This is a genomic window from Microbispora sp. CSR-4, assembly GCF_008033685.1.
Taxonomy (GTDB): Bacteria; Actinomycetota; Actinomycetes; order Streptosporangiales; family Streptosporangiaceae; genus Microbispora.
The window spans coordinates 62,303-85,320 of record NZ_VJVX01000009.1 but is presented as its reverse complement, the minus strand read 5'-3'; the positions used below and the strand labels follow the sequence as shown (position 1 = coordinate 85,320).

Sequence of the window (23,018 nt, the reverse complement as noted above, 5' to 3'; positions counted from 1 at the left end):
CATGGCCCGGCTGCGTCCTGCTGCGTCCTGCTTGTGCCCTGCTGTGCGGGGCCCGGGCGGAGTCTCTTCGCTCCGTCGCCCTCGCGACGGGCGGCGTTCGTCCGGTGCTCCCTGGGCGTACAACCGGTGGTTGTCATGGAAGGGCCTAGCGGTTGTTTGATCCCTGGTCATCGGGCTCGCTTTGATGCTGCCGATCGCGAATCGGTTGTGCGGCATCGGTCGTACGGGATCGGGTTGTACGGGATCGGGTTGTGCGGGCGAGTGACGAGGGGACGTCGGACATTGCGGAACGGACACCGGCCGGGGCACCGGCTGGGGCGGCGGTTCGGGTGGCTCTGGGCGGCGTACGGCACCAGCGCGCTCGGCACGTGGCTCGCCTTCGGCGCGTTCCCGCTGATCGCGGTCCAGGTGCTGCACTCCGGGCCGGCGGAGGTCGCGGCGCTGTCCGCCGTGGGGGCCGCGGTGGGCGCGGCCGTGGCGGTGCCGCTCGGCCCGTGGGTGGAGTTCCGCCGCAAGCGGCCGGTGCTGATCGGGACGGACCTGGTGCGGTGCGCGGCGCTGCTGACGATCCCCGCCGCGTACGCGCTGGGCGTGCTGTCCTTCGTCCAGCTCCTGCTGGTCTCGGTCGTCGTCGCGGCGGCCGACATCACCTTCCGCGCCGCCTCCGGGGCGTACCTGAAGACGCTGGTGCCGGCCGGGCACCTGCTCGTCGCCAACGCCCGGTTCGAGTCCACGGCCTGGACGAGCGCGATCATCGGACCGCCGCTGGGCGGCGCCCTGATCGGGCTCCTCGGCCCGGTGGCGACGGTGGTGGCCGACGCGGTCAGCTACCTGCTCTCGGCTCTGGGCATCCGTGCGACGGGCGGCGGGGAGCGGCGCCCCGAGCGCAGGCAGGCCGCTCGCATGCGCATCGGGGACCTGCTCGACGGCTGGCGCTACATCCTGGCCGACGCGACGCTGCGTCCGCTGTTCTTCAACGCCGCCGTGTTCAACGGCCTGGTGATGGCCGCCGATGCGCTGCTGGCCGTCCTGATGCTCGGCCGGCTCGGGTTCGCGCCGTGGCAGTACGGCCTCGCGTTCGCCGCGCCCTCGATCGGCGGGCTGCTCGGCTCGCGGCTGGCCCGGCCGCTCGTCACCCGGTTCGGGCAGCACCGGGTGCTGGTCGCGAGCGGGGCGCTGCGCGCGCTCTGGCTCGTGGGCCTGGCCTTCGTGGGGCCGGGCACCGGAGGGATGCTGCTGGTGATGGGCCTCGAACTCGGGCTCGTCTTCTGCTGCGGGGTCTTCAATCCCGTCTGCGCCACCTATCGCCTCGAACGCACCGCGCCCGGCCGGATCGCCCGCATGCTGTCCGCCTGGACGGTGACCACCAAGGCGTCGATCGCGCTGCTGACGGCCGTCTGGGGTGTGCTGGGCGGCCTGCTCGGCCCGCGTACGGCCATCGGCCTGGCGGGTGTGCTCCTGCTGGCGACCCCGCTGCTGCTTCCCCGCCGCGCCGCGACGACTCCCGAGCACGCTGCCGAACTGCCTGCCGAACTTCCCGCCGAGCACCCTGCCGACTCCACAGCCGACTCCACGGCCGACTCCACGGCCGACTCCACGGCCGACTCCACGGCCGAACCCCCTCCCGAGCCCCACACCGAGCCCGAGCCCCACACCGAGCCCGAGCCCCACGCCGAGCCCGAGCCCCACGCCGAGCCCGAGCGCGAGCGCGAGCCCGAGCCGGGGCCCGCGCCGAGCCGCGCCTGACGGCGGGGACACGGGCCGCCTACCTCACCCTCCGGTACGGGAGCCGGGAGCCTCTGCGTACGGCCCACTCCGCGACGGCGAGGTTGATCACCCAGCCGGCGCCCATGAGCAGCGCCCGGGGGAGCGGGCCGGGCTCGCCGGCCAGCGCCACCCAGGGACCGACGGTCAGCAACTGGGTGCCCGCGCCCATGCCGATCGCGTAGCCCCGCGTCATCCAGGCCCGGTGCCGGGTGACGTCCCGCCGCCGGATCGCCGCGAAGCCGAGGACGAGAGACACGATCATGAGGGTGCCGAACACCAGCCGCAGGCCGACGAGCAGGGCGCTGTCGTTCTGCAACGGGGGATAGAACAGCGTCATCCACAGCCCCGAGACCGCGCTGACGAGCCCGGACGGCACCACGAGCCGCCCGGCGGTGCGGTGCCAGGCGGGCCTGCGGCGGCGCAGTCCATGGGCGAACTGGAGCGCCCCCAGGATGCTGAAGAGCGTGACGGAGACGATGTGCGCGACGACGGGCGCGGGCGTCGCGAAATAGCGGACGCTGTCGTGGGTGATCGGCCCGCCCCCGGCCAGTTGCCCCAGCCGGGTGGAGCCGGCGATCACCGGGACGGCGCTGAGCGCGATCAGCGCGGCGGGCACGAGCCGTCCCGCCCTGCGGTTCCGGCCCGGCAAGCTGCCGAGCGCGGGGCGTTCCATGGATTCGGTCATGGGGCGATCGTCGTTCGCGCGGGGGCGGCGTTTCATCGGCGGAACGGCCGGACTCGCGCCACCCGATCGGCTGCCGATCGGGCGTACTTTCGGCCGATACGCCCCGCATGCGGCGCTTCTTACGCTGGCCCTCCCACCGCCGAGGTGACGAGGAGAATGCGATGAAGGCGTACGTCATCCGCTCGTACGGTCCGCCCGACGTCCTGGAGCTCACCGACGTGGACACGCCCGCGCCCGGCCCCGGTGAGGTGCTGGTGCGGGTGCGCGCCACCTCCGTCCAGCCGTACGACTGGCACCACATGAGAGGCGAGCCGTACGTCGCGCGCCTGATGGGCGGCACGGTCGGCCCGCGCAGGCCGCGCATCGGCATCCTGGGCGCCGACGTGGCGGGAGAGGTCGAGGCGGTCGGCGCCGGCGTCACCGCGTTCCGTCCGGGCGACGGGGTGTTCGCGCTGCTCACGCAGGGCGGCTTCGCCGAGTATGTGTGCGTGCCGGAGGGCGCGCTGGCCCGCAAGCCGGGGAACCTGTCGTTCGAGCAGGCGGCCGCGGTGCCGATGGCGGCCGTCACCGCGCTGATAGCGCTCGACCTGGGACGCGTCCAGGCGGGGCACGAGGTCCTCGTCAACGGCGCCTCGGGCGGCGTGGGCACCTTCGCGGTGCAGCTCGCGAAGGCGTTCGGCGCCGAGGTCACCGCGGTGTGCAGCGGGCGCAACGCGGACCTGGTGCGGTCGATCGGCGCGGATGAGGTCGTCGACTACACGAAGGAGGACTTCACCCGGCGCGGACGGCGTCACGACCTGCTGATCGACATCGCGGGCACCCGCGCGCTGCCGGCCTGCGCGCGGGTGCTGAAGCCCCGGGGGACGCACGTCGTCGTCGGCGGGCCTGCCGGGCGGTGGCTGCAGCCGGTCCGTCACATCATGGGGACGCTCGCGGCGTCGCCGTTCGTGTCCCAGCGTGTGGTCACCGCCCAGGTGGCGTACGGCGAGAAGGCCCGGGGCGACCTGATGCGGCTGACCGACCTCGTCGAGGACGGCGACGTCACCCCCGTCATCGGCCGCACCTACGCGTTCGGCGAGCTCCCCACGGCCGTCGCGTACGTGGAGCGGGGCCACGCCGCCGGAAAGGTCGTCGTCACGATCTGACCGGCCTTGCGGGGCTCTCCACGGCCGCGGTCGGACGACGCCGAGCGGCGGCAGTTCTACCTGGGGCAGCGCTCCTGGTTCCTGCTCGTCGGCGAACGCGGCTGGGACTTCGAACGCGCGGAGAGATGGCTCGCCGCCGCGGCCAAGGAGGCGCTGCTGAAAGAGCCGTAAGCCGCCGGCGGGGCTCAGGACCCGGCGACCGCGCCCCCGGGCTCGGAGTCCGCCTCCTCCGCGCCGGCCTTCCCGGTGTCCGCCTTCCCGGTGTCCGCCTTCCCGGTCGTCTCCGCGCGCGCGTCCATCTCCGGGCTCACGGCCGTCGGGCTCTCCACCGGGCGCAGCCACACCACGCCGAGCGGCGGCACGCGCAGCCGGGTCGAGCAGGGCAGCCCGTGCCACGGCGTCTCGACCGACTCGACCGAGCCCATGTTGCCGACGCCGCTCCCGGCGTACTCGTACGCGTCGGTGTTGAGGATCTCCTCCCACCGCCCGGGAGTGGGCAGGCCGAGGTGGTAGTCCTCGTGCGGGGCGCCGGAGAAGTTGGCGACGCAGGCCAGCACCGAGCCGTCCGCGCCGTAGCGCAGGAACGACAGCACGTTGCCCGAGGCGTCGTCGGCGTCGATCCAGCGGAAGCCCTCGTGGGTGTGGTCGCGCGTGTACAGCGCGGGCGACTCCCGGTAGAGGTGGTTGAGATCCTTCACCAGGCGGCGTACGCCCTGGTGGTAGTCGAAGTCGAGCACCCACCAGTCGAGGCCGTTGGCCTCCGACCACTCGGCGCCCTGGCCGAACTCGCCGCCCATGAACAGCAGCTGCTTGCCGGGGTGGGCCCACATGAAGCCGAACAACGCGCGGAGGTTGGCGAAGCGCTGCCACTCGTCGCCCGGCATCTTGCCCAGCAGCGACCCCTTGAGGTGGACGACCTCGTCGTGCGACAGCGGCAGCACGAAGTTCTCCGAGAAGGCGTACATGAGGGAGAACGTCATCTGGTGGTGGTGATACTGCCGATAGATCGGCTCGCGGGACATGTAGCTGAGCGAGTCGTGCATCCAGCCCATGTTCCACTTGAAGCCGAAGCCGAGCCCGCCGAGGTGGACGGGCCGCGACACGCCGGGCCAGGCGGTCGACTCCTCCGCGATCGTCATGATTCCCGGCTCCTCGCGGTAGACGACGGAGTTCATCTCCTTGAGGAACTCGATCGCGTCGAGGTTCTCCCTGCCGCCGTACACGTTGGGCGTCCACTCGCCCTCGCGCCGCGAGTAGTCGAGGTAGAGCATCGAGGCCACGGCGTCCACCCGCAGGCCGTCGACGTGGAACTCCTTGAGCCAGTAGAGCGCGTTGGCCACGAGGAAGTTGCGCACCTCGTTGCGGCCGAAGTCGAAGACGTACGTGCCCCAGTCGGGGTGGGTGCCGCGGGCGGGGTCGGCGTGCTCGTAGAGCGGGGTGCCGTCGAAGCGGGCCAGCGCCCATTCGTCCATCGGGAAGTGCGCGGGCACCCAGTCGACGATCACGCCGATGCCGGCCCGGTGCAGCTCGTCGACGAGGTGGCGGAAGTCGTCGGGGGAGCCGAACCGCGAGGTCGGGGCGTAGTAGGAGGTCACCTGGTATCCCCACGAGCCGCCGAACGGGTGCTCGGCGACCGGCAGGAACTCCACGTGGGTGAATTCCATGTCCTTGACATACTCGACCAGCTCGCGGGCGAGGTCGCGGTAGGACAGGCCGGGGCGCCAGGAGCCCAGGTGCACCTCGTAGATGCTCATCGGCTCGGTGAGGGCGTCGTGCGACGGCCGGGCGGTCATCCACTCCTCGTCGCGCCACTCGTACGCGGAGCTCTCGACGATGCTGGCCGTCGCCGGGGGCACCTCGGTGCGGCGGGCCATCGGGTCGGCCTTCTCCCGCCAGATGCCGTCGAGGCCGAGAATCTGGAACTTGTAGCGCGTGCCCTCGCCGATCTCGGGGAGGAACAGCTCCCACACGCCCGACCGGCCGAGCGAGCGCATGGGGTGGGCGGCGCCGTTCCAGTGGTTGAAGTCGCCGATCACCCGCACGCCCTGCGCGTTCGGCGCCCAGACCGAGAAGGCCGTCCCGTCGACGTCCTCGTGACGCATCACGCGCGCCCCGAGCACCTCCCACAGCCGCTCGTGCCGTCCCTCGCTGATCAGGTGCAGGTCGAGCTCGCCCAGCGTCGGCCAGTGCCGGTAGGGGTCGTCCGTCTCGTACGGCGGAGCGTCGGGATAGGTGATGCGCAGGCGATAGTCGGGGACCTTGTCGACGCCGGGCAGCGTCACCTCGAACACCCCGAACGCGCGATGGCTCATCGTGTGCGCCGATCCGTCGGCCAGCACCTCGACCTTCTCCGCGAAGGGGCGCAGGGCCCTGATCGTGACGCCGTCGGGCCCGGGATGGGCCCCCAAGATCGAGTGGGGGTCGTGATGCGCGCCCCCGGCCAGCCGGTCCAAGTCCATGTCGCCCAACCTGCCCTAGATATATCCCTCCGAACACCCCGATCTTGTCAGCGAAAGGCCGCGAGCGGGATGGGCAGCCACGAGGGGCGGTTGCGCGCCTCGTAGACGACCTCGTAGACCGCCTTGCTCAGTTCGAGCGCGCGCAGCAGCACCGCGTCGTCGCCTCGGATGTGCCCGCCGCCTTCGGAGTAGCCGGCCAGGAAGGCGGCCCGGTTGCGCTCGGACCACTCCCGGGCCCGGCACTCCAGCGCCTCGGCGTTGGGATGCCCGGCCAGCAGATGCCGCGCCGCGTATTCGAAGGAGCGCAGCATGCCCGCCACGTCGCGCAGCGGCGAGTCGAGCGCCCGCCGCTCGGCCAGCGGCTGGCCCGGCTCGCCCTCGAAGTCGAGCACCACCCAGTCGGTCATCGTGCGCATGACCTGGCCGAGGTGGTAGTCGCCGTGCACGCGCTGCACCGGGATCTCGTGACCGAGGTCGGCCAGCCGGTCGAACGCCTCGGCGGCCACGGCGGCGTGCTCGCCGAGAGGCGGCACTTCGGCGACCGCCTTGTCGAGGCGGCGGCGGAACCGCTCGGTCATCCGCTTGATCTCGGGAGGCTCGATCGTCCCGGCGGGGAAGGCCCGCGCGAGCTCCCGGTGCACCCGCGCGGTGGCCAGCCCGAGCCGCCGCGCCTCGGCGGCGAAGTCGCCTCCCGCGTCCTCCGCCGGCATGCCCTCGGGGCTGGCGTAGAAGTCGCGCACGCTGGTCAGCGCCATCGACCAGCCCTCGTTTGCGTTCTGCAGATACTCCTGCATGATCGCCAGGGTGGTGGGCTCGCCCTGGAGCTCGGTCTCGATCCAGCCGTACGGCTTGGCCACGTGGGCCGAGCCCGCGTCCGCGAGCGCCGTGATGATCTCCAGCTCGGGGTTGACTCCCGGGTTGAGCTGGCGGAACAGCTTGAATATGTATTTGTCGCCGTACACCAGCGAGGTGTTCGACTGCTCGGCGGTCAGCACGAGGCTGCGCTGCGAGGTGTCGATCTCCACCCCGTGCGCGGGGTGGAAACCGAGGCCGTCGAACCGGCGGTCGCCGGCCATCCCCTCCAGCAGGTGCGCCGTCAGGACGGAGTCGTGCAGCGCGTCGTACATCTCGACCTCGCGGCCGTCGCCCCGGCGGCAGGTGCCGATCCGGACGTGACCGAGCCGGTCGGGCAGGTGCTCGCGCAGCCCGACCGGGATCTGGTAGCGCGTGTGGCGCTCCCCCTGCCGCACGCACACGATCAGATGGACCAGCGCCGGGTCGCCGGAGGCGATCTCGATCTCGGAGTCGATGGACAGGTCGTCGATGGCGCGCCCCTTGCCGGCGAACCACCGTTGTCCGGTGATCCAGCCGGCCAGGAGTCCCTGAAGTGAAGTCGTCACTCCTCCTTCGTGCCGGCCGTCCTGTTCGTGACGGGCAGTGTGAACCAATAGAACCCATGCCCGGGGAGCGTCAAAAGATACGGAAGCTCGCCGATCGGGGGAAACGGAACTCCGCCCATGCACTCGACCGGCGTGGACCCCTCGAACCTGCGCAGGTCGAGCTCGACCGGCTGGGGGAAGCGCGACAGGTTGTTGACGCACAGCACCCGGTCGTCGCCCAGCTCGCGCACGAACGCGAGCACGCTCGGGTTGGACGAGTTCAGCTCGGTGAACTCACCGAGGCCGAACACCGGGTGACGCTTGCGGATCTCGATCATCCGCTTGGTGAAGTGGAGCAGTGAGCTGGCGCTCTTCTGCTGCGCCTCGACGTTGATCGCCTGATATCCGTAGATCGGGTCCATGATCACCGGCAGGTAGAGCCGGCCGGGGTCGCAGCTCGAAAAGCCCGCGTTGCGGTCGGGCGTCCACTGCATCGGCGTGCGGACGCCGTCCCGGTCGCCGAGCCAGATGTTGTCGCCCATGCCGATCTCGTCGCCGTAGTACATGACCGGCGAGCCGGGCAGGCTGAGCAGCAGCGCGGTGAACAGCTCGATCTGGTTGCGGTCGTTGTCCAGCAGCGTCGCCAGCCGGCGGCGGATGCCGACGTTGGCCCGCATGCGGGGGTCCTTGGCGTACTCGGAGTACATGTAGTCGCGCTCTTCGTCGGTGACCATCTCGAGCGTGAGCTCGTCGTGGTTGCGCAGGAAGATGCCCCACTGGCAGTTCTCAGGGATCTTGGGCGTCTGGGCCAGGATCTCCGAGATGGGGTAGCGCGACTCCCGCCGCACCGCCATGAAGATGCGCGGCATCAGCGGGAAGTGGAAGGCCATGTGGCACTCGTCGCCGCCGGTGACCGGGTCGCCGAAATACTCCACCACGTCGGCCGGCCACTGGTTGGCCTCGGCCAGCAGCACCCGGTCGGGGTAGAGCCGGTCGACCTCGGCCCGCACCCGCTTGAGGTACGCGTGGGTCGCCGGCAGGTTCTCGCAGTTGGTGTCCTCCTGCTCGAACAGGTAGGGGATCGCGTCGAGCCGGAACCCGTCGATGCCGAGGTCGAGCCAGAAGCGGATGACCTCCAGCATCGCGTCCTGCACGGCCGGGTTCTCGAAGTTGAGGTCCGGCTGGTGGTGGAAGAACCGGTGCCAGTAGTACTGCCCGCGGACCGGGTCGAAGGTCCAGTTGGACGCCTCGGTGTCGATGAAGATGATCCGGGCGTCCTTGTACTTCTCGTCCGTGTCGCTCCAGACGTAGAAGTCGCCGTACGGGCCCTCGGGGTCGGTGCGGGACGCCTGGAACCAGGGGTGCTGGTCGCTGGTGTGGTTCATGACCAGGTCGGCGATGACCCGGATGCCGCGCTTGTGCGCCTCGTCCACCAGCTTGATGAAGTCCCCCAGATCACCGAAATCCGGGAGGATCTTCATGTAGTCCGAGATGTCATACCCGCCGTCCTTGAGGGGGGACTCGTACAGCGGGAGCAGCCAAAGACAGTCGATGCCGAGCCACTGGAGATAGTCCAGCTTCTCGATGAGGCCACGGATGTCGCCGGTGCCGTCGCCGTTCGAGTCGGCGAAGCCCCGGATCAGCACCTCGTAGAAGACAGCCCGCTTGTACCAGTACTTGTCCCGCGGCTCCTCCTCGGTGAAGGTGTTGGGGACCGGCTGCGTGTGGCTGGGCTGGGTGTGACTGGGCTGAGGTGTCGTCGAGCTCACCTTTTGACTCCCCGGATGTGCCGAGCTGCGCTCACGGGCGGTGCGCTGACCCGTGGCGGAGCGTGAGAATGTGTGCGGGATGGACGTGCGGGTCGAGGCGCACGTAGTTCGCCTGCCCCCAGCGGTACGACTCGCCCGACAGTTGGTCGTCCACGACGAACTCGGCATGCCAGTCGAGACCGAGGGCCGGCATGTCGAGCCGGACCGTCGCCTCGTGTGTGTTGTGTGGATCCAGATTGACGACGGCCAGCACGACATCGCCTAGTCCGTGCCGTCGTGAGGCCGTGTCATAGGCGCCGGGCAGCCGCTTGGAGAAGCAGATCACGTCCGGCTGGTCGACGTTGTGAAACCGTAGGTTACGCAATTCCTGGAGCGCCGGGTGCGCTCTTCTCAACAAATTGAGCTGGGTAATGAGCGGGGCAAGGCTGCGGCCCTCACGCTCCGCTTCGGCCCAGTCACGCGGCCTGTACTGGTATTTCTCGCTGTCCAGGTACTCCTCGCTGCCGGGACGCACCGGGACGTTCTCGGCCAGCTCATACCCGGAGTACACACCCCACGTAGGAGCCATCAACGCGGCCAGAATCGCCCGGATCTTGAACGCCGGAACGCCTCCGTGCTGGAGATACTCGTGCAGGATGTCGGGCGTGTTGACGAACAGGTTCGGCCGCAGGTAGTGCGAGGTCTCGTGGGACAGCTCCCACAGATACTCCTCCAGCTCGGGCTTGGAGTTGCGCCAGGTGAAGTAGGTGTACGACTGGTGGAACCCGACCTTGGCGAGCGTGCGCAGCATGGCCGGGCGGGTGAACGCCTCGGCGAGGAACAGCACGTCGGGGTCGGTCGTGTTGATGTCGGAGATCAGCCGCTCCCAGAACCGGACCGGCTTGGTGTGCGGGTTGTCCACCCGGAAGATCCGCACGCCGTGGTCCATCCAGTGCCGGACCACCCGCTTGACCTCCGCGTAGATCCCCTCGGGGTCCTTGTCGAAGTTCAGCGGATAGATGTCCTGGTATTTCTTCGGCGGGTTCTCGGCGTACGCGATCGAGCCGTCGGCCCGGATGTTGAACCACTCCGGGTGCTCCTTGACCCAGGGATGGTCGGGGGAGCACTGGAGCGCGAGATCGAGGGCGACCTCCATGCCCAGCTCGCGGGCCTTGGCGACGAACGCGTCGAAGTCCTCGATCGTGCCCAGATCGGGGTGGATCGCGTCGTGCCCGCCCTCCTGGGAACCGATGGCCCAGGGCGACCCGGGGTCGTACTGGTCGGGGGTCAGGGTGTTGTTGCGGCCCTTGCGGAACTGCGTCCCGATCGGGTGGATCGGCGGCAGGTAGACCACGTCGAAGCCCATCTGGGCGATCGCGGGGAGCCGCCTGGCCGCCGTACGGAACGTGCCCGACTTGGGGGCGACGCCCTCCTGCCCCACCACGGCGCCCTCGGAGCGGGGGAAGAACTCATACCAGGAGCCGAACAGCGCCCGCCGCCGGTCCACCCGCACGCGGTTGCGGCCCGAACGGGTGAGCAGGTCGCGCAGCGGGTGCGCGGCGATCAGCGCGGCGGTCTCGGGCAGCTGGGTCACCGCGAAGCGCGCCCTGGGGTCCACCGCGTCGTCGCGCAGCCGGGCCGCGAGGGCCAGCAGCGCGGCCCGGTGCCCGCAGGTGCCGCCCGCCTCCGCCGCCGTGCAGTCCGCCGCCCGCACGCCCTTGGCCGCCCGCTCGAACAGCCGGGCGCCCTCCTCGCACATGAGGTCGGCGTCCAGGTCGCGCGGGATCTTGATGCCCGCGTCGTGCATCCACGTGGCGATCGGATCACTCCACGCCTCCACCCGGAACTGCCACAGGCCCTCGGCGGGGAGCGTGACCTCCACGCTCCACCGGTCGGTGCCGGGCGCGACCTCGCGCATGGGCAGCATCCGGCCCGGCGTGCCGCTCGGGTCGGTCAGCACCACGCCGGCGGCGACCGCGTCGTGCCCTTCGCGGAACACCGTCGCACTGATCTCGAAGGTCTCTCCCGCGGCCGCCTTGGCGGGCCACTGGCCGCAGTCGACGACGGGCTGGATGTCCAGGATGGGAATGCGTCCGATCATCGTCACTTCGTACTCGGGGGCGGCACACCGGGTGCCGCCGGGGTCAGCGGGGCAGGAACAGCTCTGGTCAGGCGGCAGCACGAGACACGGACCACTGGCCGCGGTCCTTTCTCGTCATACAGGGGTTGCCCTAATAGTCCACTCTTACCCCTGCGGAACGAAAGACCGCTCGCGTGTTTGGGATGACTCCGCGGGGAGATCGATCATTGCGTGCCGGCCGCCGCAGTCCGGCACGCACATCACCAGGTCAAGGGTACTTTGGTGAGGTTTGAACCGGTCTGATGGTGGTGAAAGCGTTCGAGAACTGGCTTCGCAGTACGGCAAGGTTGATTCGGTCGCGCGTCGTGGCGCTGAGTAACTAGGGTCTGGCCCCGTGAGAGCTATCCGCAGGTTCACTGTCCGAACCGTCCTTCCCTCACAGCTCGCACCTTTGGGCGAGTTGGTCCAAAATCTCAGATGGTCGTGGCACCCCGAGACCACGGACCTGTTCGCCGAGGTGGATCCCGAGGTCTGGGAGCGCGTCGATCACGACCCCGTCGCGCTGCTCGGCGCGGTCGAGGCCGAAAGACTGCGCGAGCTCGCCCAGGACCGGCGCTTCCTGCGCCGCCTCGCCGACGCCGCCGACGACCTGCGCGAGTACATGACCGCCCCCCGGTGGTACCAGTCGCTGGAGGACGCGCCGAAGGCGATCGGCTACTTCTCGCCCGAGTACGGCATCTCCGCCGCCCTGCCGCAGTATTCGGGCGGCCTCGGCATCCTCGCCGGCGACCACCTGAAGGCCGCCAGCGACCTCGGTGTCCCGATCCTCGGCGTCGGCCTGCTCTACCGGCACGGCTACTTCACCCAGTCCCTTTCCGCCGAGGGCTGGCAGCTTGAGCACTACCCCTCCCTCGACCCCGGCGGCCTGCCGCTCACCCTGCTCAAGGAGGAGGACGGCGCCCCGGCGCGCATCAAGATCGGCCTCCCCGAGGGGCGCGTGCTGCACGCCCAGATCTGGGTGGCCCAGGTCGGCCGGGTGCCGCTGCTCCTGCTCGACTCCGACGTCGCCGAGAACGACGCGGTCGCCAGGGACGTGACCGACCGCCTGTACGGCGGGGGCGGCGACCACCGCCTGATGCAGGAGCTGCTGCTCGGCATCGGCGGCGTGCGGGCCATCCGGGCCTACTGCCGGATCACCGGCCACCCCGAGCCCGAGGTGTTCCACACCAACGAGGGCCACGCCGGCTTCCTCGGCCTTGAGCGCATCCGCGAGCTGACCGAGGCCCGGCTGTCGTTCGAGGAGGCCCTTGAGGCCGTACGCGCCGGGACCGTGTTCACCACCCACACCCCGGTCCCCGCGGGCATCGACCGGTTCCCGGCCGAGATGATCGCCCGGCAGTTCGGCGGGTCGAACGCCTGGCCGACGGTGTCGGTCGACCGCATCCTGGAGCTCGGCGCCGAGCCCGACGGCCCCGACGCCGACAAGTCGGTCTTCAACATGGCCGTCATGGGCATGCGGCTGGCCCAGCGGGTCAACGGCGTGTCCGAGCTGCACGGCCGCGTCAGCCGGGAGATGTTCCAGGGCCTGTGGCCGGGCTTCGACGTCGACGAGGTGCCGATCGGCTCGATCACCAACGGCGTCCACGCCCCGACCTGGGTCGGCCGGGAGATGATGGAGCTCGCCGGCGCGGAGCTGCCCTCGCTGATCGACAAGGCGCAGGGCTGGGAGGGCGCGCACAAGCTGTCCGAGGCCGATATCTGGGGCATCCGGGGCACGCTGCGGGCCCGCCTGGTCGTGGAGGCGCGGCGGCGGCTGCGCAAGTCGTGGCGCCAGCGCGGCGCCAGCGAGGCCGAGCTGGGCTGGGTGGACGAGGCGCTCGACCCGAACGTCCTGACGATCGGCTTCGCCCGGCGGGTGCCGTCGTACAAGCGGCTGACTCTCATGCTGAACCAGCCCGACCGGCTGCGCAGGCTGCTGCTCGATCCGGACAAGCCGGTGCAGATCGTCATCGCCGGCAAGGCGCATCCGGCCGACGAGGGCGGCAAGAAGCTCATCCAGCAGATCGTCCGCTTCGCCGACTCGGAGGACGTGCGGCACCGCATCGTCTTCCTGCCCGACTACGACATGGCGCTCGGGCAGCTCATGGTGACGGGCTCGGACGTGTGGATGAACAACCCGCTGCGCCCGCTGGAGGCGTGCGGCACGTCCGGCATGAAGGCGGCGCTCAACGGCGGCCTCAACCTGTCCATCCGCGACGGATGGTGGGACGAGTGGTACGACGGCAACAACGGCTGGGCGATCCCCAGCGCCGACGGCGTGGACGACCCCGAGCGCCGCGACGAGCTGGAGGCCACGGCGCTGTACGACCTCATCGAGCGCGAGGTGGCCGACCGCTTCTACGACCGGGCCGCCGACGGCCTGCCGCGGCGCTGGCTGGAGATGGTCAAGCACACGCTGAGCTCGCTCGGGCCGAAGGTGCTGGCCGGGCGCATGCTGCGCGACTACGTGACCGACCTGTACACCCCGGCGGCCGTCTCCGCCCGGTCGCTCGCGGCCGACGGCTACAGCAACGCCCGGCTGTTCGCGGCGTGGAAGCTGCGCGTGGCCAAGGCCTGGCCGGGTGTACGCGTCGAGCACGTCGAGGCGACCGGCGTCGGGGACACCCCCGAGCTGGGGGCCCGGCTGGAGCTGGGGGCCACGATCGCCCTCGGCGAGCTGTCGCCGGATGACGTCCAGGTCCAGGCCGCCTACGGCCGGGTGGGCGCGCACGACGAGCTGCTGTCACCGAGCTACGTCACGCTGAAGGTCGACTCGGTGGGCGACGACGGCCGGGCGCACTACACCGGCGTCGTGCCGCTCGACCGCACCGGCGCGTTCGGCTACACCGTGCGCGTGGTCCCGTTCCACCCGCTGATGGCGTCCGTGGCCGAGCTCGGCCTCATCGCCGTACCGGAGGAGCCGGTCGGCATGACCAACGGCACCCTGCGCTGATCGATCACCCCTCCCTCCTGCTTTCTTCGCAGGTGGGAGGGGTAAGACCAGCACCATGGCACAGGCCCTGCACATCGGGATGATCGCCCCGCCGTGGTATGACGTGCCGCCCCGCGCGTACGGCGGCATCGAGGCGGTGACCGCCACGCTGGTCCGTGGTCTGCGGGCGCGCGGGCACCGGGTCACCGTCATCGGGGCCGGCCGCGAGGTGGATCTGCGGACCTACGACGAGCCGCCCTCGGACCGGATCGGCGAGCCCTTCCCCGAGGTGGTGCACGCGGCCGAGGCGGCCCGCCTCCTGCGGGGCCTGGAGGTGGACGTCGTCCACGACCACTCGCTGGCCGGGCCGCTCACCGCCGGGGGGCGGCTCGTGCCGACGGTCGTCACCTGCCACAGCGACGTGAGCGGGGAGCTGGGCGACTACTACCGGAGCCTCGGCACGGACGTGTCCCTGGTGGCCATCTCCTCGGCCCAGCGCGCCCAGGCGCCCGGCCTCAACTGGGTGGGGCGGGTGCACAACGCGGTGGACGTCGCCGCGTGGCCGTTCCGGGAGCGCAAGGACGACTGGGTGCTGTGGCTGGGGCGGCTCAGCCCCGACAAGGGCGCGCACCTCGCGATCGAGGCGGCGCGGGCGGCGGGCCGCCGCATCCTGCTGGTCGGCAGGCGCACCGAGCCGGCGGAGCGGGCCTACTTCCGCGAACGGATCGAGCCGCTGCTCGGGCCCGGCGTCGAATACCTGGGGGAGGCGGACGAGCGGCTCAAGAGCGACCTGTTCTCCCGGGCCCGGTGCCTGGTGTTCCCGCTGCTCTGGGACGAGCCCTTCGGCATGGTCATGATCGAGGCGATGGCCTGCGGCACCCCGGTGGTGGCGCTGCGGCGGGGCGCGGCGCCCGAGATCGTGGTGGACGGCGTGACCGGCTACATCCGCGACACGCCCGAGGAGCTGCCCGCCGCGATCGAGGCGGTCTCCGCGCTGGACCCGCACGCGGTGCGCGACCGCGTCGTCCGGCACTTCGACGTGCCCGTGATGATCAGAGGATACGAGCGCGTCTACCACGAGGTCACCGCCGCGATGGCGGCCACGCCCTCGCGGCCCCTCCCACTCGGCCGCTGATCTCCCCCTTATGGTGGGGGCCATGGGTGAATTCGTCAGGGTCGAGATCTCCGAGCACGTCGCCACGATCCGGCTCGACCGGCCGAAGATGAACGCGCTGAACCGGCAGGTCCAGGAGGAGATCGCGGAGGCCGCGCGCCTCGTGGACGCCGATCCGAACACGCACGCGGTCATCGTCTACGGCGGCGAACGGGTCTTCGCGGCCGGCGCCGACATCAAGGAGATGGCGGTCATGTCCTACGCCGACATGGCCGTGCACTCGCGCACTCTGCAGGACTGCTTCACCGCGGTCGCGCGGATCGGCAAGCCGGTCATCGCGGCGATCACCGGATATGCCCTGGGCGGCGGCTGCGAGCTCGCGCTGTGCGCCGACTTCCGGGTGGCCGGGCAGAGCGCGAAGCTCGGCCAGCCGGAGATCACCCTCGGGATCATCCCCGGCGCGGGCGGCACCCAGCGCCTGCCCCGGCTCGTCGGGCCCGCCCGGGCCAAGGACCTGATCTTCACAGGGCGGCACGTGGACGCCGCCGAGGCGCTCGCCATCGGCCTGGTCGACAGGGTGGTGCCCGACGGCGAGGTCTACACCGCGGCGCTCGAACTCGCCGCGACCTTCGCCCAGGGGCCGGTCGCCGCGGTGCGGGCGGCCAAGCTCGCGATCGACCATGGTCTCGAGACCGACCTCGACACCGGCCTGGAGATCGAGCGCCTCCAGTTCTCCGGCCTGTTCGCGACCCAGGACGCCCGGGAGGGCATGACGGCCTTCGCCGAGAAGCGCCGCCCCAAATTCACCGGCCGCTGACGGGTCATGCCGTGTGGGCGAGGACGGCGCCGGCCAGCTCGGCGTGCACCTCGGGCGGCAGGGTGTGGCCCATTCCCTTGACCGTCATCAGCCGGGCGCCGGGGATCCGCTCGGCGATGACGGCCCCGTGGCCCGGCTTGGCGGGCTCGTGCGTGCCCTCGACGACCAGGGTGGGCGCCTCGATCCGGTGCAGGACGCCCACCGGCTCGAAGCCGGGCTTGGCCGCCGCCGCGAGCCGGTGGTTGGCCGCCGCGTCGAGGTCCCGCGCCCGGTCGTACACGCGCTCGGCCAGCCTGCGCGAGGCGTCCTCGTCGAACGGCAGGCCGGTGCCGTGCAGCACGCGGTCCTCCGCGATCATGCGCTCGATGCGCTCCCGCCGGTCGCGCGGCGGCGGCGCGGCGATCACCTCGCGGTAGAACGCGACGAACTCCGGCGTGGGCTCGGGCAGGCTGCCCTCGGGCTGCGGCTCGCCCATCAGCGCCCGCATGAGCACCGCGCCCTCACCACCGCCGAGCGGCGACGAGGCGATGACGGTGAGCGTCCGCACGCGCTCCGGCCGCTCCACCGCGATCAGCTGCCCGAGCAGCCCGCCCGCCGAGTGGCAGACCAGATGCGCGCTGTCCAATCCGTGCGCGTCCATCACCCGCAGCACGTCGTCCTTGATGTCATCCCATGTGTACGGATCCTTCGAGAAGTCGACGACGTCGGACATCCCGGTGTCGCGGTGGTCGTAGCGGATCACGCGCCGGCCGCCCGCGACGAGCCGGCCCACGAACGCGTCCGGCCACAGGATCCCCTGCGACATCGACCCCATCACCAGCACGATCGGCGCGTCGGCCGCGGCCCCGAACTCTTCACTCCAGATGTTTGGCATGGGCTAAAGCATGCTGCGCGGGGCCGCCGGCGCCTTCCGTAGAACTACTAGCCGCGCCAGCTCCGTACGCGAGGTGATGCCGAGCTTCGGATAGATCTTGTACAGGTGATATTCGACCGTGCGCGGGCTCAGGAACAGCCGGGCGGCGATCTCCTTGCTGGTCGCGCCGTCCGCCACCAGGGTGGCGATGCGCAGCTCCTGCGGGGTGAGCGCGTCGAGCGCCGTCCCCCGCACGTCCGGCACCGCCACGGGCGTCTCCGGCCCGTTCTCCTCCGGCCCGTTCTCTTCCGGCCGGACGCTCTCGCCCGCCGCGCGCAGCTCGCCGTACGCGCGCCGCGCCCACGGATCGGCTCCCGCCCGCCGGAACGTCTCCAGCGCCGCTCGCAGGTGCGCCCTGGCCTCTCCCGGCCGGTGCGTACGGCGCAGCCGCTCGCCCAGCAGCAGTCCCGTCCTGGCCGCCTCGAACGGGTTGGCGTGCAGGCGCGACGCCTCGCCGAGCGCCTCGACCGCCTGGTCGTCCGGCAGGACCAGGCCGCGGCACCGGGCGAGCAGCGCCCGCGACTCGGCCGTCCCCGCATGGGACGACCAGCGCTCGTACGCCTCCAGGGCCGCACGGGCGGCGTCGGCGTCGCCCGCGCCGACGGCGGCCTCGATCCGGTCGGGCGTGCTCCGCCAGACCACGGTGGGATGACCGGCTCCCGGGCCCGCGGCGGCGATCGCGGTGAACCGGTCGTGGGCGGCGGCGAACCGGCCGAGGCACAGGTCGAGCATGGCCAGGGCGTACGCCGCGAGCCCGGCGCGCAGGCCCACCCGGTGGGGGACGGCGATGGCGAGCGCCTCCCCGGCATGCCGGGCGCAGGCCTCCTCCTCGCCGCGCAGGGCCGCCACGGCCGCGAGGTTGGCCAGGTGGGCCGCCACGGTGTTCGCATATCCGGCCTCGCGCGCCAGCTCCAGGCCCTCCTCCGAGACGGCCCGGCTCTCGGCGAGGCGCCCGGCGAGCCGCTCCGCGGTGGCGACGAACTCCAGCACCACGGGAAGCTGGCCGGCCATCCCCGAGACCCTGGCCACGCGCCCGGCCCGCTCGGCCAGCTCGGCGGACAGGTCCACCTCGCCCAGATGGCTGGCCGCCGCCGTCGCCCACAGGAAATCGGCCGCCTCGCGCAGCTCACCCGTACGGCCGAGCGCCCGCCTGAGCAGGTCGTGCCCGCCGTCGCCCGCGAGCGTCGCGCCGATGCCGGCGACCACGTCGCGCAGGAACCCTTCGGGGAAGGCCGCCGCCCGCCGCCCGATCTCGATCATGGCCGCCGTGTCGCCGACGTACGACGCCGCCTCCGAGGCGTCGGCCAGCATGTCCAGGGTGTCGCCCGCCGCGAGGATCCGTACGGCCTCCGCGGCGTTGCCGGAGTTGAGCTCGAAGCGTCCGCGGAGCCGGGCGATCTCCATGGTCAGCGCGGTGTCCGCCCCGGCGAGCTCGCGCGCCTCGGCCAGCAGCGACTCGGCCTGGCCGGGACGGCCCCCGAGCCACGCGGCCTCGGCGGCGTCCGTGAGCCGCCGGGCGCGCACGAGCGGTGCGGGGGTGAGCTCGGCGGCCCTGGTCAGGGCGGTGGCGGCGGCGCCATAGCCGCCTCGGTCCCGGGCCCGCTCCGCGGCCCGCGCGAGGGCGGCGGCGACCGATTCGTCCTGACCGAGCGCGGCCCCGGCCAGATGCCAGGCCCGCCGGTCTCCCTCAGATATCTCGGACGCATCCGACACCTCGGCCAGTGCCGCGTGCGCCTCGCGGCGTGCGGCGGGGGAGGCCGCCTCGTACACCGCCGACCGGATCAGCGGATGGCGGAACCGCACGCGCGTCCCGGACACGCCCGCGAGCCCGGCCGACTCCAGCTCGGGCAGCGCCGCCTCGTCCGCGCCCAGCCGCTCGGCGGCCCGCAGCACCAGGCCGAGATCGCTCTCGACCGCCGCCAGTAGGGCGGTCAGCCGTGCCCCCGCGGACAACGCGGCCACCCGGTCGCCGAAGAGCCGGCTTCCACCGGGCAGGGGGTCGGGCAGCGGTTCCCGACCGGCCCGCTGGGCGTCCGTGAGCAGCCGCGCCGTCTCGCGCAGCGCCAGCGGGTTGCCCCCGGTCAGCGCCACGAGCTCGCGCCTGACCGGCGGCGCGAGCGTGAAGCCGGCGTCGAGCAGCTCGGCGGCCGCAGGTTCGGCCAGCCCGGCGATCTCCAGCGAGGGCAGGCCCGGCACCGGCGTGTCGCCGCGTACGGCCAGCGGCATCGCGATCGGTTCGGTGCGCAGCCGCCTGGCGGCGAACAGCAGGGCGTCGGCCGACGGCCGGTCCACCCACTGGAAGTCGTCCACGACGCAGATGAGCCCGTCCGGCGCGGCGGCCTCGGCCAGCAGCGACAGCACCCCGGCCGCCAGCAGGAACCGGTCGCCCGAACCGGCGGGGCCAGCCCGAGCGCGCCGCGTACGGCCTCGGCCTGCGGTTCCGGCAGCGCGTCGAGCAGCCCGGTCACCGGCAGCAGCAACTGGTGGAGGGCGGCGAACGCCAGGTCGGCCTCCGCCTCGACCCCCGTGGTGCGCAGCACGCGCATGGGCGCGCCGCGGGAGGCCGCCAGGTCGAGCAGCGCCGTCTTGCCCGCACCGGCCTCGCCGCGCAGCACGAGCGCGCCGCCCTGACCCTTCCCGGCCCGGGCGATCAGGTCGTCTATCGCGGCCGTCTCCGCCGATCTGCCGTAAAGCACAACCGCCGACTGTATTGCGTGGTGAGAGGCGCGACCGACGCGAACCGGCCTTATCGCGGCTTCCCAGGGTCCTTTGAGCGACTTCAAATTTTGCGTCAAGAAACGCTCCAAAATGCCACTATCGTGGCGGTCCATGATGCGGTTGCGAGTGCTGGGCCTGTCACGGCTGCGCCGGGCGCTGCTGTCCCGGCTCGACTCTCGATACGTCACCAAACCCGATCACCGGCAGGACCTGAAGGACGCCATCTGGGAGGTCCAGATGCTCCGCCGCGAGGTCGTGGGGCTGCGTGAGGAGGTCGACCGGCTGCGGCGGATCTCCACGGCGCCGGTGAAACCGGCCGCCGCGCCCACCCCGGCCGCCGACCCCAAGGCGGCCGAGGCGCACCGGCTGGCCACCGAGATCGCTGCGGCGGTGGACACGCTGCTGCAGAACGAGATGCGCATCTGGCAGGCGATCGACGACCTGTCGGCGCGGGTGGGCGCTCCCGGGCGGGCGGGGTGACCGGTCGTGCGGGTGCGATGGACGCGTGACGCGGACGTGTGGCGGCTGGTCTTCCGGCTCGACCCGGAGGACGAGACGACGGGGGCCTGCACCGACGGCCACCCCGTCGAACTGCGGACCAACTCCTGCCACGTCCGGACAGGGGACGCCGGCGCGTCCCCCCATCCCGACCTGCTCGCGGTCGCGGCGTGGACCGTCGTCGCGCCGTGGACCAGGCGGCGGGTGACCTTCGACCGGCCGATCTCCGCCGGGCTCGCCGAGGCGTTCCGTACGGCGTGGGGCGTGGACGCCGGGCCGGTCGGGGCGGACGCCAGGCGCGGCACCCGCCTCGCCATCTCCTACAGCGGGGGCGCCGACTCGATGGCGGTGGCCGCGATGTTCCCCGACGCGCCGTTCGTGCACTTCCAGCGGGTCAGTCACCCCCGGGTGCCCAACCGGTGGACGCACTACCGCTCGGACGTGCTGGCCCAGCTCGCCCGGCAGACCGGCCGCGAACTCCACATCGCCCAGTCGGACCTGGAGTTCCTGCTGAGCCGTCCCCGGCCCGGCTTCCCCGAGCACCACGCCGTCACGGTGGGGGCGCTGCTCCTCGCCGACCTCCTCGACCTCGGCGGCGTCGCGCTGGGCTACGAGATCGGGTCGCGCTGGCTCGGCAGCGACCGCTACGTCAACCGCTACACCCCGGACAACCCCATGTGGGCGCCGCAGGGGAAATGGGCCCCGCTGTACGCGGCCGCGGGGCTCCCGCTGGTGCTCCCGGTCGGGGGCGTGAGCGAGCCCGTGACCATGCGCATGGCGCTGGGCTCCGATCTCGCGCACCTGGTGCGCTGGTGCCTGCGGGGCGACGCCTCGGGACCATGCCGGAAGTGCGGCAAGTGCCTGCGCAAGGAGCTGATCCTCGCCGCCGTCGAGGGGCGGCCGATCACGACGACGCTCACCGCCCGGTCGGTCCCCGCACGCGCCTGGCAGCAGCCGCCGCCGTACTCTGGCCAGGAGACGATCGAGTACGGCTGCGCGCGGGTGCCGGGGATCGAGGACACACCGTTCGCGAAGGCGGCGGAGTACCTTAAGGCGACTGTCGAGTCCACCCGCTGGATGGACCGCTGTTACCCGCCCTCGATCGACGAGACGCCGGAGCCCTGGCGCGAACGAGTCGGCGCGTACATGCGGGAGCAGGTCGGGCTCATGACCGCGGACGAGCAGCGCCAGGTGGAGGCATGGGCGGCGATATGAAGATCTACCTGTCGGTGGACATGGAGGGGGTCACCGGGCTGACCGACCCCGAGGAGATGCACCTCGGGGGCCGCGGATACGAGCGCGGCTGCGAGCTGATGACCGGCGACGCCAACGCGGTGATCCAGGGCGCCTTCGACGCGGGCGCCGCGTCCGTGCTGGTGAACGACGCCCACGGGTCCACCAAGAACCTCAGGATCGACCTGCTGGACGAGCGCGCCACGCTGATCAGGGGGCCGGGCAAGCCGCACCGCATGGGTCAGGGCCTCGTCGCCGGCATGGACGCCGCCTGCTTCGCGGGTTATCACGCACGGGCCGGGGTGCCGCACGGGGTGCTCAACCACACGTGGATGGGCAAGGAGATCCAGAACGTCTACCTGAACGGCGAGGTCTGCGGCGAGACCCGGATCGTGGCCGGCTTCGCGGGCTCGCTGGGCGTGCCGGTCGCCCTCGTCACCGGTGACGAGGCGGTGTGCGAGGAGGCCAGGGAACTGCTCGGCGACGTCGAGACGGTCGCCGTGAAGAAGGGCATCGACAAGTTCTCCGCCGAGCTGCTGCCCCCGGCCGTCGCCTCGCGGCGCATTCGCGAGGCCGCGGCCCGTGCCCTGGGCAGGCTGTCCGATTTCCGGCCCTACGTGGTCGAGCCGCCGTACACGCTCGGTGTGGAGTGGAACTCCACCGCCATCGCCGCGGCCTGCTCGATCGTGCCCGGCGTACGGCTCGCCGGAACTCGGCACACCGAGTTCACCACCGACGACTACCACGAGATCATGGCGGTGTTCGGGCTCTTCTCCATGATCGGAGGCCAGGTCGCCTGCGGCAGCGGCCGGTACGGCTGACGCCCGCCCTGCTCGGAGCTGCCTCTAGGGTGGTCACCCGACTGCACGAGCGCGCCGTCAAGGAGGGCTGAATGCCGCTCGAATGGGTTCCCGCGTCCGACCGGCCGGACCTGCTCGCCGATCCCGTCGCCAAGGCCGTGGCCTCGCTCGACGTCACGGTGAAGGTCGCCGAGATCGATCCCGCGCTGTCCGACACCGCCGCGTTCTGCGAGCGGTACGGCGTGGCGATGGAGGACTCGGCCAACTGCGTCATCGTCGCCGCCAAGCGGGGCGGGCAGACGCGGTACGCCGCCGTCATGGTGCTCGCCACCGACCGGGCCGACGTCAACGGAATCGTCCGTCGCCACCTGGACGCGCGGAAGGCGTCCTTCGCTCCGCAGACGGAGGCCGTCGAACTGACCGCGATGGAGTATGGAGGGATCACTCCGATCGGCCTTCCCGAGGGCTGGCCGGTGCTCGTTGACGAAAACGTGACCCGGCGGCCTTTCGTGGTGATCGGCAGCGGTGTGCGCCGCTCCAAGCTGGCGCTTTCCGGCGAGGCGCTGGTCGCGGCGACGCGTGGGGAGGTTCTCGCGCTCACCATTTGACCGACTGCCGGGAAACCGTCGGCGTCTTTTCTCCGTTGTGCTGACTGGAGATGTGGCGCGATGGTTCACTCATGGGCGTTCTT

General features: G+C 71.7%; 17 protein-coding genes and 1 pseudogene. 10 read left to right on the top strand and 8 right to left on the bottom strand.

The window, feature by feature from the left end; genetic code table 11:
- Window positions 1–282 precede the first annotated feature (282 nt).
- Complete coding sequence (locus FLV34_RS10190; protein WP_261985725.1) at window positions 283–1,746, top strand: MFS transporter; 1,464 nt, start codon at window positions 283–285, stop codon at window positions 1,744–1,746.
- Between the two features lie 19 nt (window positions 1,747–1,765).
- Here the strand turns inward: FLV34_RS10190 and FLV34_RS10185 are convergent, their stop codons facing one another.
- On the bottom strand, window positions 1,766–2,452 hold the full coding sequence (locus FLV34_RS10185; protein ID WP_240971093.1) for a DUF2306 domain-containing protein: 687 nt from the start codon (window positions 2,450–2,452) through the stop codon (window positions 1,766–1,768).
- Window positions 2,453–2,613: 161 nt separating this feature from the next.
- Here FLV34_RS10185 and FLV34_RS10180 point away from each other — a divergent pair, with 161 nt between their 5' ends.
- Window positions 2,614–3,597 carry an NAD(P)-dependent alcohol dehydrogenase gene (locus tag FLV34_RS10180; RefSeq protein WP_147942967.1) on the top strand — a complete coding sequence of 328 codons (984 nt, stop codon included), beginning with the start codon at window positions 2,614–2,616 and terminating at the stop codon, window positions 3,595–3,597.
- Between the two features lie 6 nt (window positions 3,598–3,603).
- Window positions 3,604–3,768, top strand: coding sequence for a hypothetical protein (locus FLV34_RS40320; RefSeq protein ID WP_168065712.1), 165 nt, complete (start codon window positions 3,604–3,606; stop codon window positions 3,766–3,768).
- Window positions 3,769–3,782: 14 nt separating this feature from the next.
- Here the strand turns inward: FLV34_RS40320 and glgB are convergent, their stop codons facing one another.
- Genes glgB through FLV34_RS10160 form a run of 4 tightly spaced genes read right to left on the bottom strand, consistent with a single transcriptional unit; the run spans window position 3,783 to window position 11,284 of the window.
- Complete coding sequence (gene glgB / locus FLV34_RS10175; RefSeq protein ID WP_147942966.1) at window positions 3,783–6,056, bottom strand: 1,4-alpha-glucan branching protein GlgB; 2,274 nt, start codon at window positions 6,054–6,056, stop codon at window positions 3,783–3,785.
- A 47-nt stretch (window positions 6,057–6,103) separates the two neighbouring features.
- Window positions 6,104–7,456 carry a phosphotransferase gene (locus FLV34_RS10170; RefSeq protein WP_147942965.1) on the bottom strand — a complete coding sequence of 451 codons (1,353 nt, stop codon included), beginning with the start codon at window positions 7,454–7,456 and terminating at the stop codon, window positions 6,104–6,106.
- Complete coding sequence (gene treS / locus FLV34_RS10165; protein WP_142646195.1) at window positions 7,453–9,204, bottom strand: maltose alpha-D-glucosyltransferase; 1,752 nt, start codon at window positions 9,202–9,204, stop codon at window positions 7,453–7,455. The genes FLV34_RS10170 and treS overlap by 4 nt, the downstream gene beginning before the upstream one ends.
- A gap of 31 nt (window positions 9,205–9,235) precedes the next feature.
- Window positions 9,236–11,284, bottom strand: a complete 2,049-nt coding sequence (locus tag FLV34_RS10160; protein ID WP_142646193.1) for an alpha-1,4-glucan--maltose-1-phosphate maltosyltransferase — start codon at window positions 11,282–11,284, stop codon at window positions 9,236–9,238.
- 373 nt (window positions 11,285–11,657) lie between these two features.
- On the opposite strand from FLV34_RS10160, the gene glgP reads away from it, so the two are divergent.
- The 3 genes from glgP to FLV34_RS10145 are packed head-to-tail and all read left to right on the top strand — an operon-like array spanning window position 11,658 to window position 16,165.
- Complete coding sequence (glgP, locus tag FLV34_RS10155) at window positions 11,658–14,255, top strand: alpha-glucan family phosphorylase (protein WP_142646191.1); 2,598 nt, start codon at window positions 11,658–11,660, stop codon at window positions 14,253–14,255.
- A 55-nt stretch (window positions 14,256–14,310) separates the two neighbouring features.
- Entirely contained in the window at window positions 14,311–15,369 is a 1,059-nt protein-coding gene (locus FLV34_RS10150; protein WP_142646189.1) for a glycosyltransferase family 4 protein, read from the top strand.
- Between the two features lie 22 nt (window positions 15,370–15,391).
- Window positions 15,392–16,165, top strand: a complete 774-nt coding sequence (locus FLV34_RS10145; protein WP_147942964.1) for an enoyl-CoA hydratase/isomerase family protein — start codon at window positions 15,392–15,394, stop codon at window positions 16,163–16,165.
- Between the two features lie 4 nt (window positions 16,166–16,169).
- Here the strand turns inward: FLV34_RS10145 and FLV34_RS10140 are convergent, their stop codons facing one another.
- From FLV34_RS10140 to FLV34_RS42290, 3 genes and pseudogenes are all read right to left on the bottom strand, one after another.
- Entirely contained in the window at window positions 16,170–17,039 is an 870-nt protein-coding gene (locus FLV34_RS10140) for an alpha/beta fold hydrolase (RefSeq protein WP_142646185.1), read from the bottom strand.
- Window positions 17,040–17,042: 3 nt separating this feature from the next.
- Window positions 17,043–19,439, bottom strand: a complete 2,397-nt coding sequence (locus tag FLV34_RS10135) for a helix-turn-helix transcriptional regulator (RefSeq protein WP_261985724.1) — start codon at window positions 19,437–19,439, stop codon at window positions 17,043–17,045.
- A gap of 128 nt (window positions 19,440–19,567) precedes the next feature.
- Window positions 19,568–19,909, bottom strand: a pseudogene (locus tag FLV34_RS42290) (ATP-binding protein); the annotation flags it as partial.
- Between FLV34_RS42290 and FLV34_RS10130 the strand changes: the two are divergent.
- From FLV34_RS10130 to FLV34_RS10115, 4 genes are all read left to right on the top strand, one after another.
- Entirely contained in the window at window positions 19,908–20,276 is a 369-nt protein-coding gene (locus tag FLV34_RS10130; protein WP_240971091.1) for a hypothetical protein, read from the top strand. The pseudogene FLV34_RS42290 and the gene FLV34_RS10130 overlap by 2 nt on opposite strands.
- 6 nt (window positions 20,277–20,282) lie before the next feature.
- Window positions 20,283–21,509, top strand: coding sequence for a DUF6395 domain-containing protein (locus tag FLV34_RS10125; RefSeq protein WP_147942963.1), 1,227 nt, complete (start codon window positions 20,283–20,285; stop codon window positions 21,507–21,509).
- A complete protein-coding gene (locus tag FLV34_RS10120) occupies window positions 21,494–22,348 on the top strand; it encodes a M55 family metallopeptidase (RefSeq protein WP_240971089.1) in 855 nt (284 codons plus the stop codon). The genes FLV34_RS10125 and FLV34_RS10120 overlap by 16 nt, the downstream gene beginning before the upstream one ends.
- A gap of 71 nt (window positions 22,349–22,419) precedes the next feature.
- Window positions 22,420–22,935 carry a YbaK/EbsC family protein gene (locus tag FLV34_RS10115; protein ID WP_142646179.1) on the top strand — a complete coding sequence of 172 codons (516 nt, stop codon included), beginning with the start codon at window positions 22,420–22,422 and terminating at the stop codon, window positions 22,933–22,935.
- Window positions 22,936–23,018 lie beyond the last annotated feature (83 nt).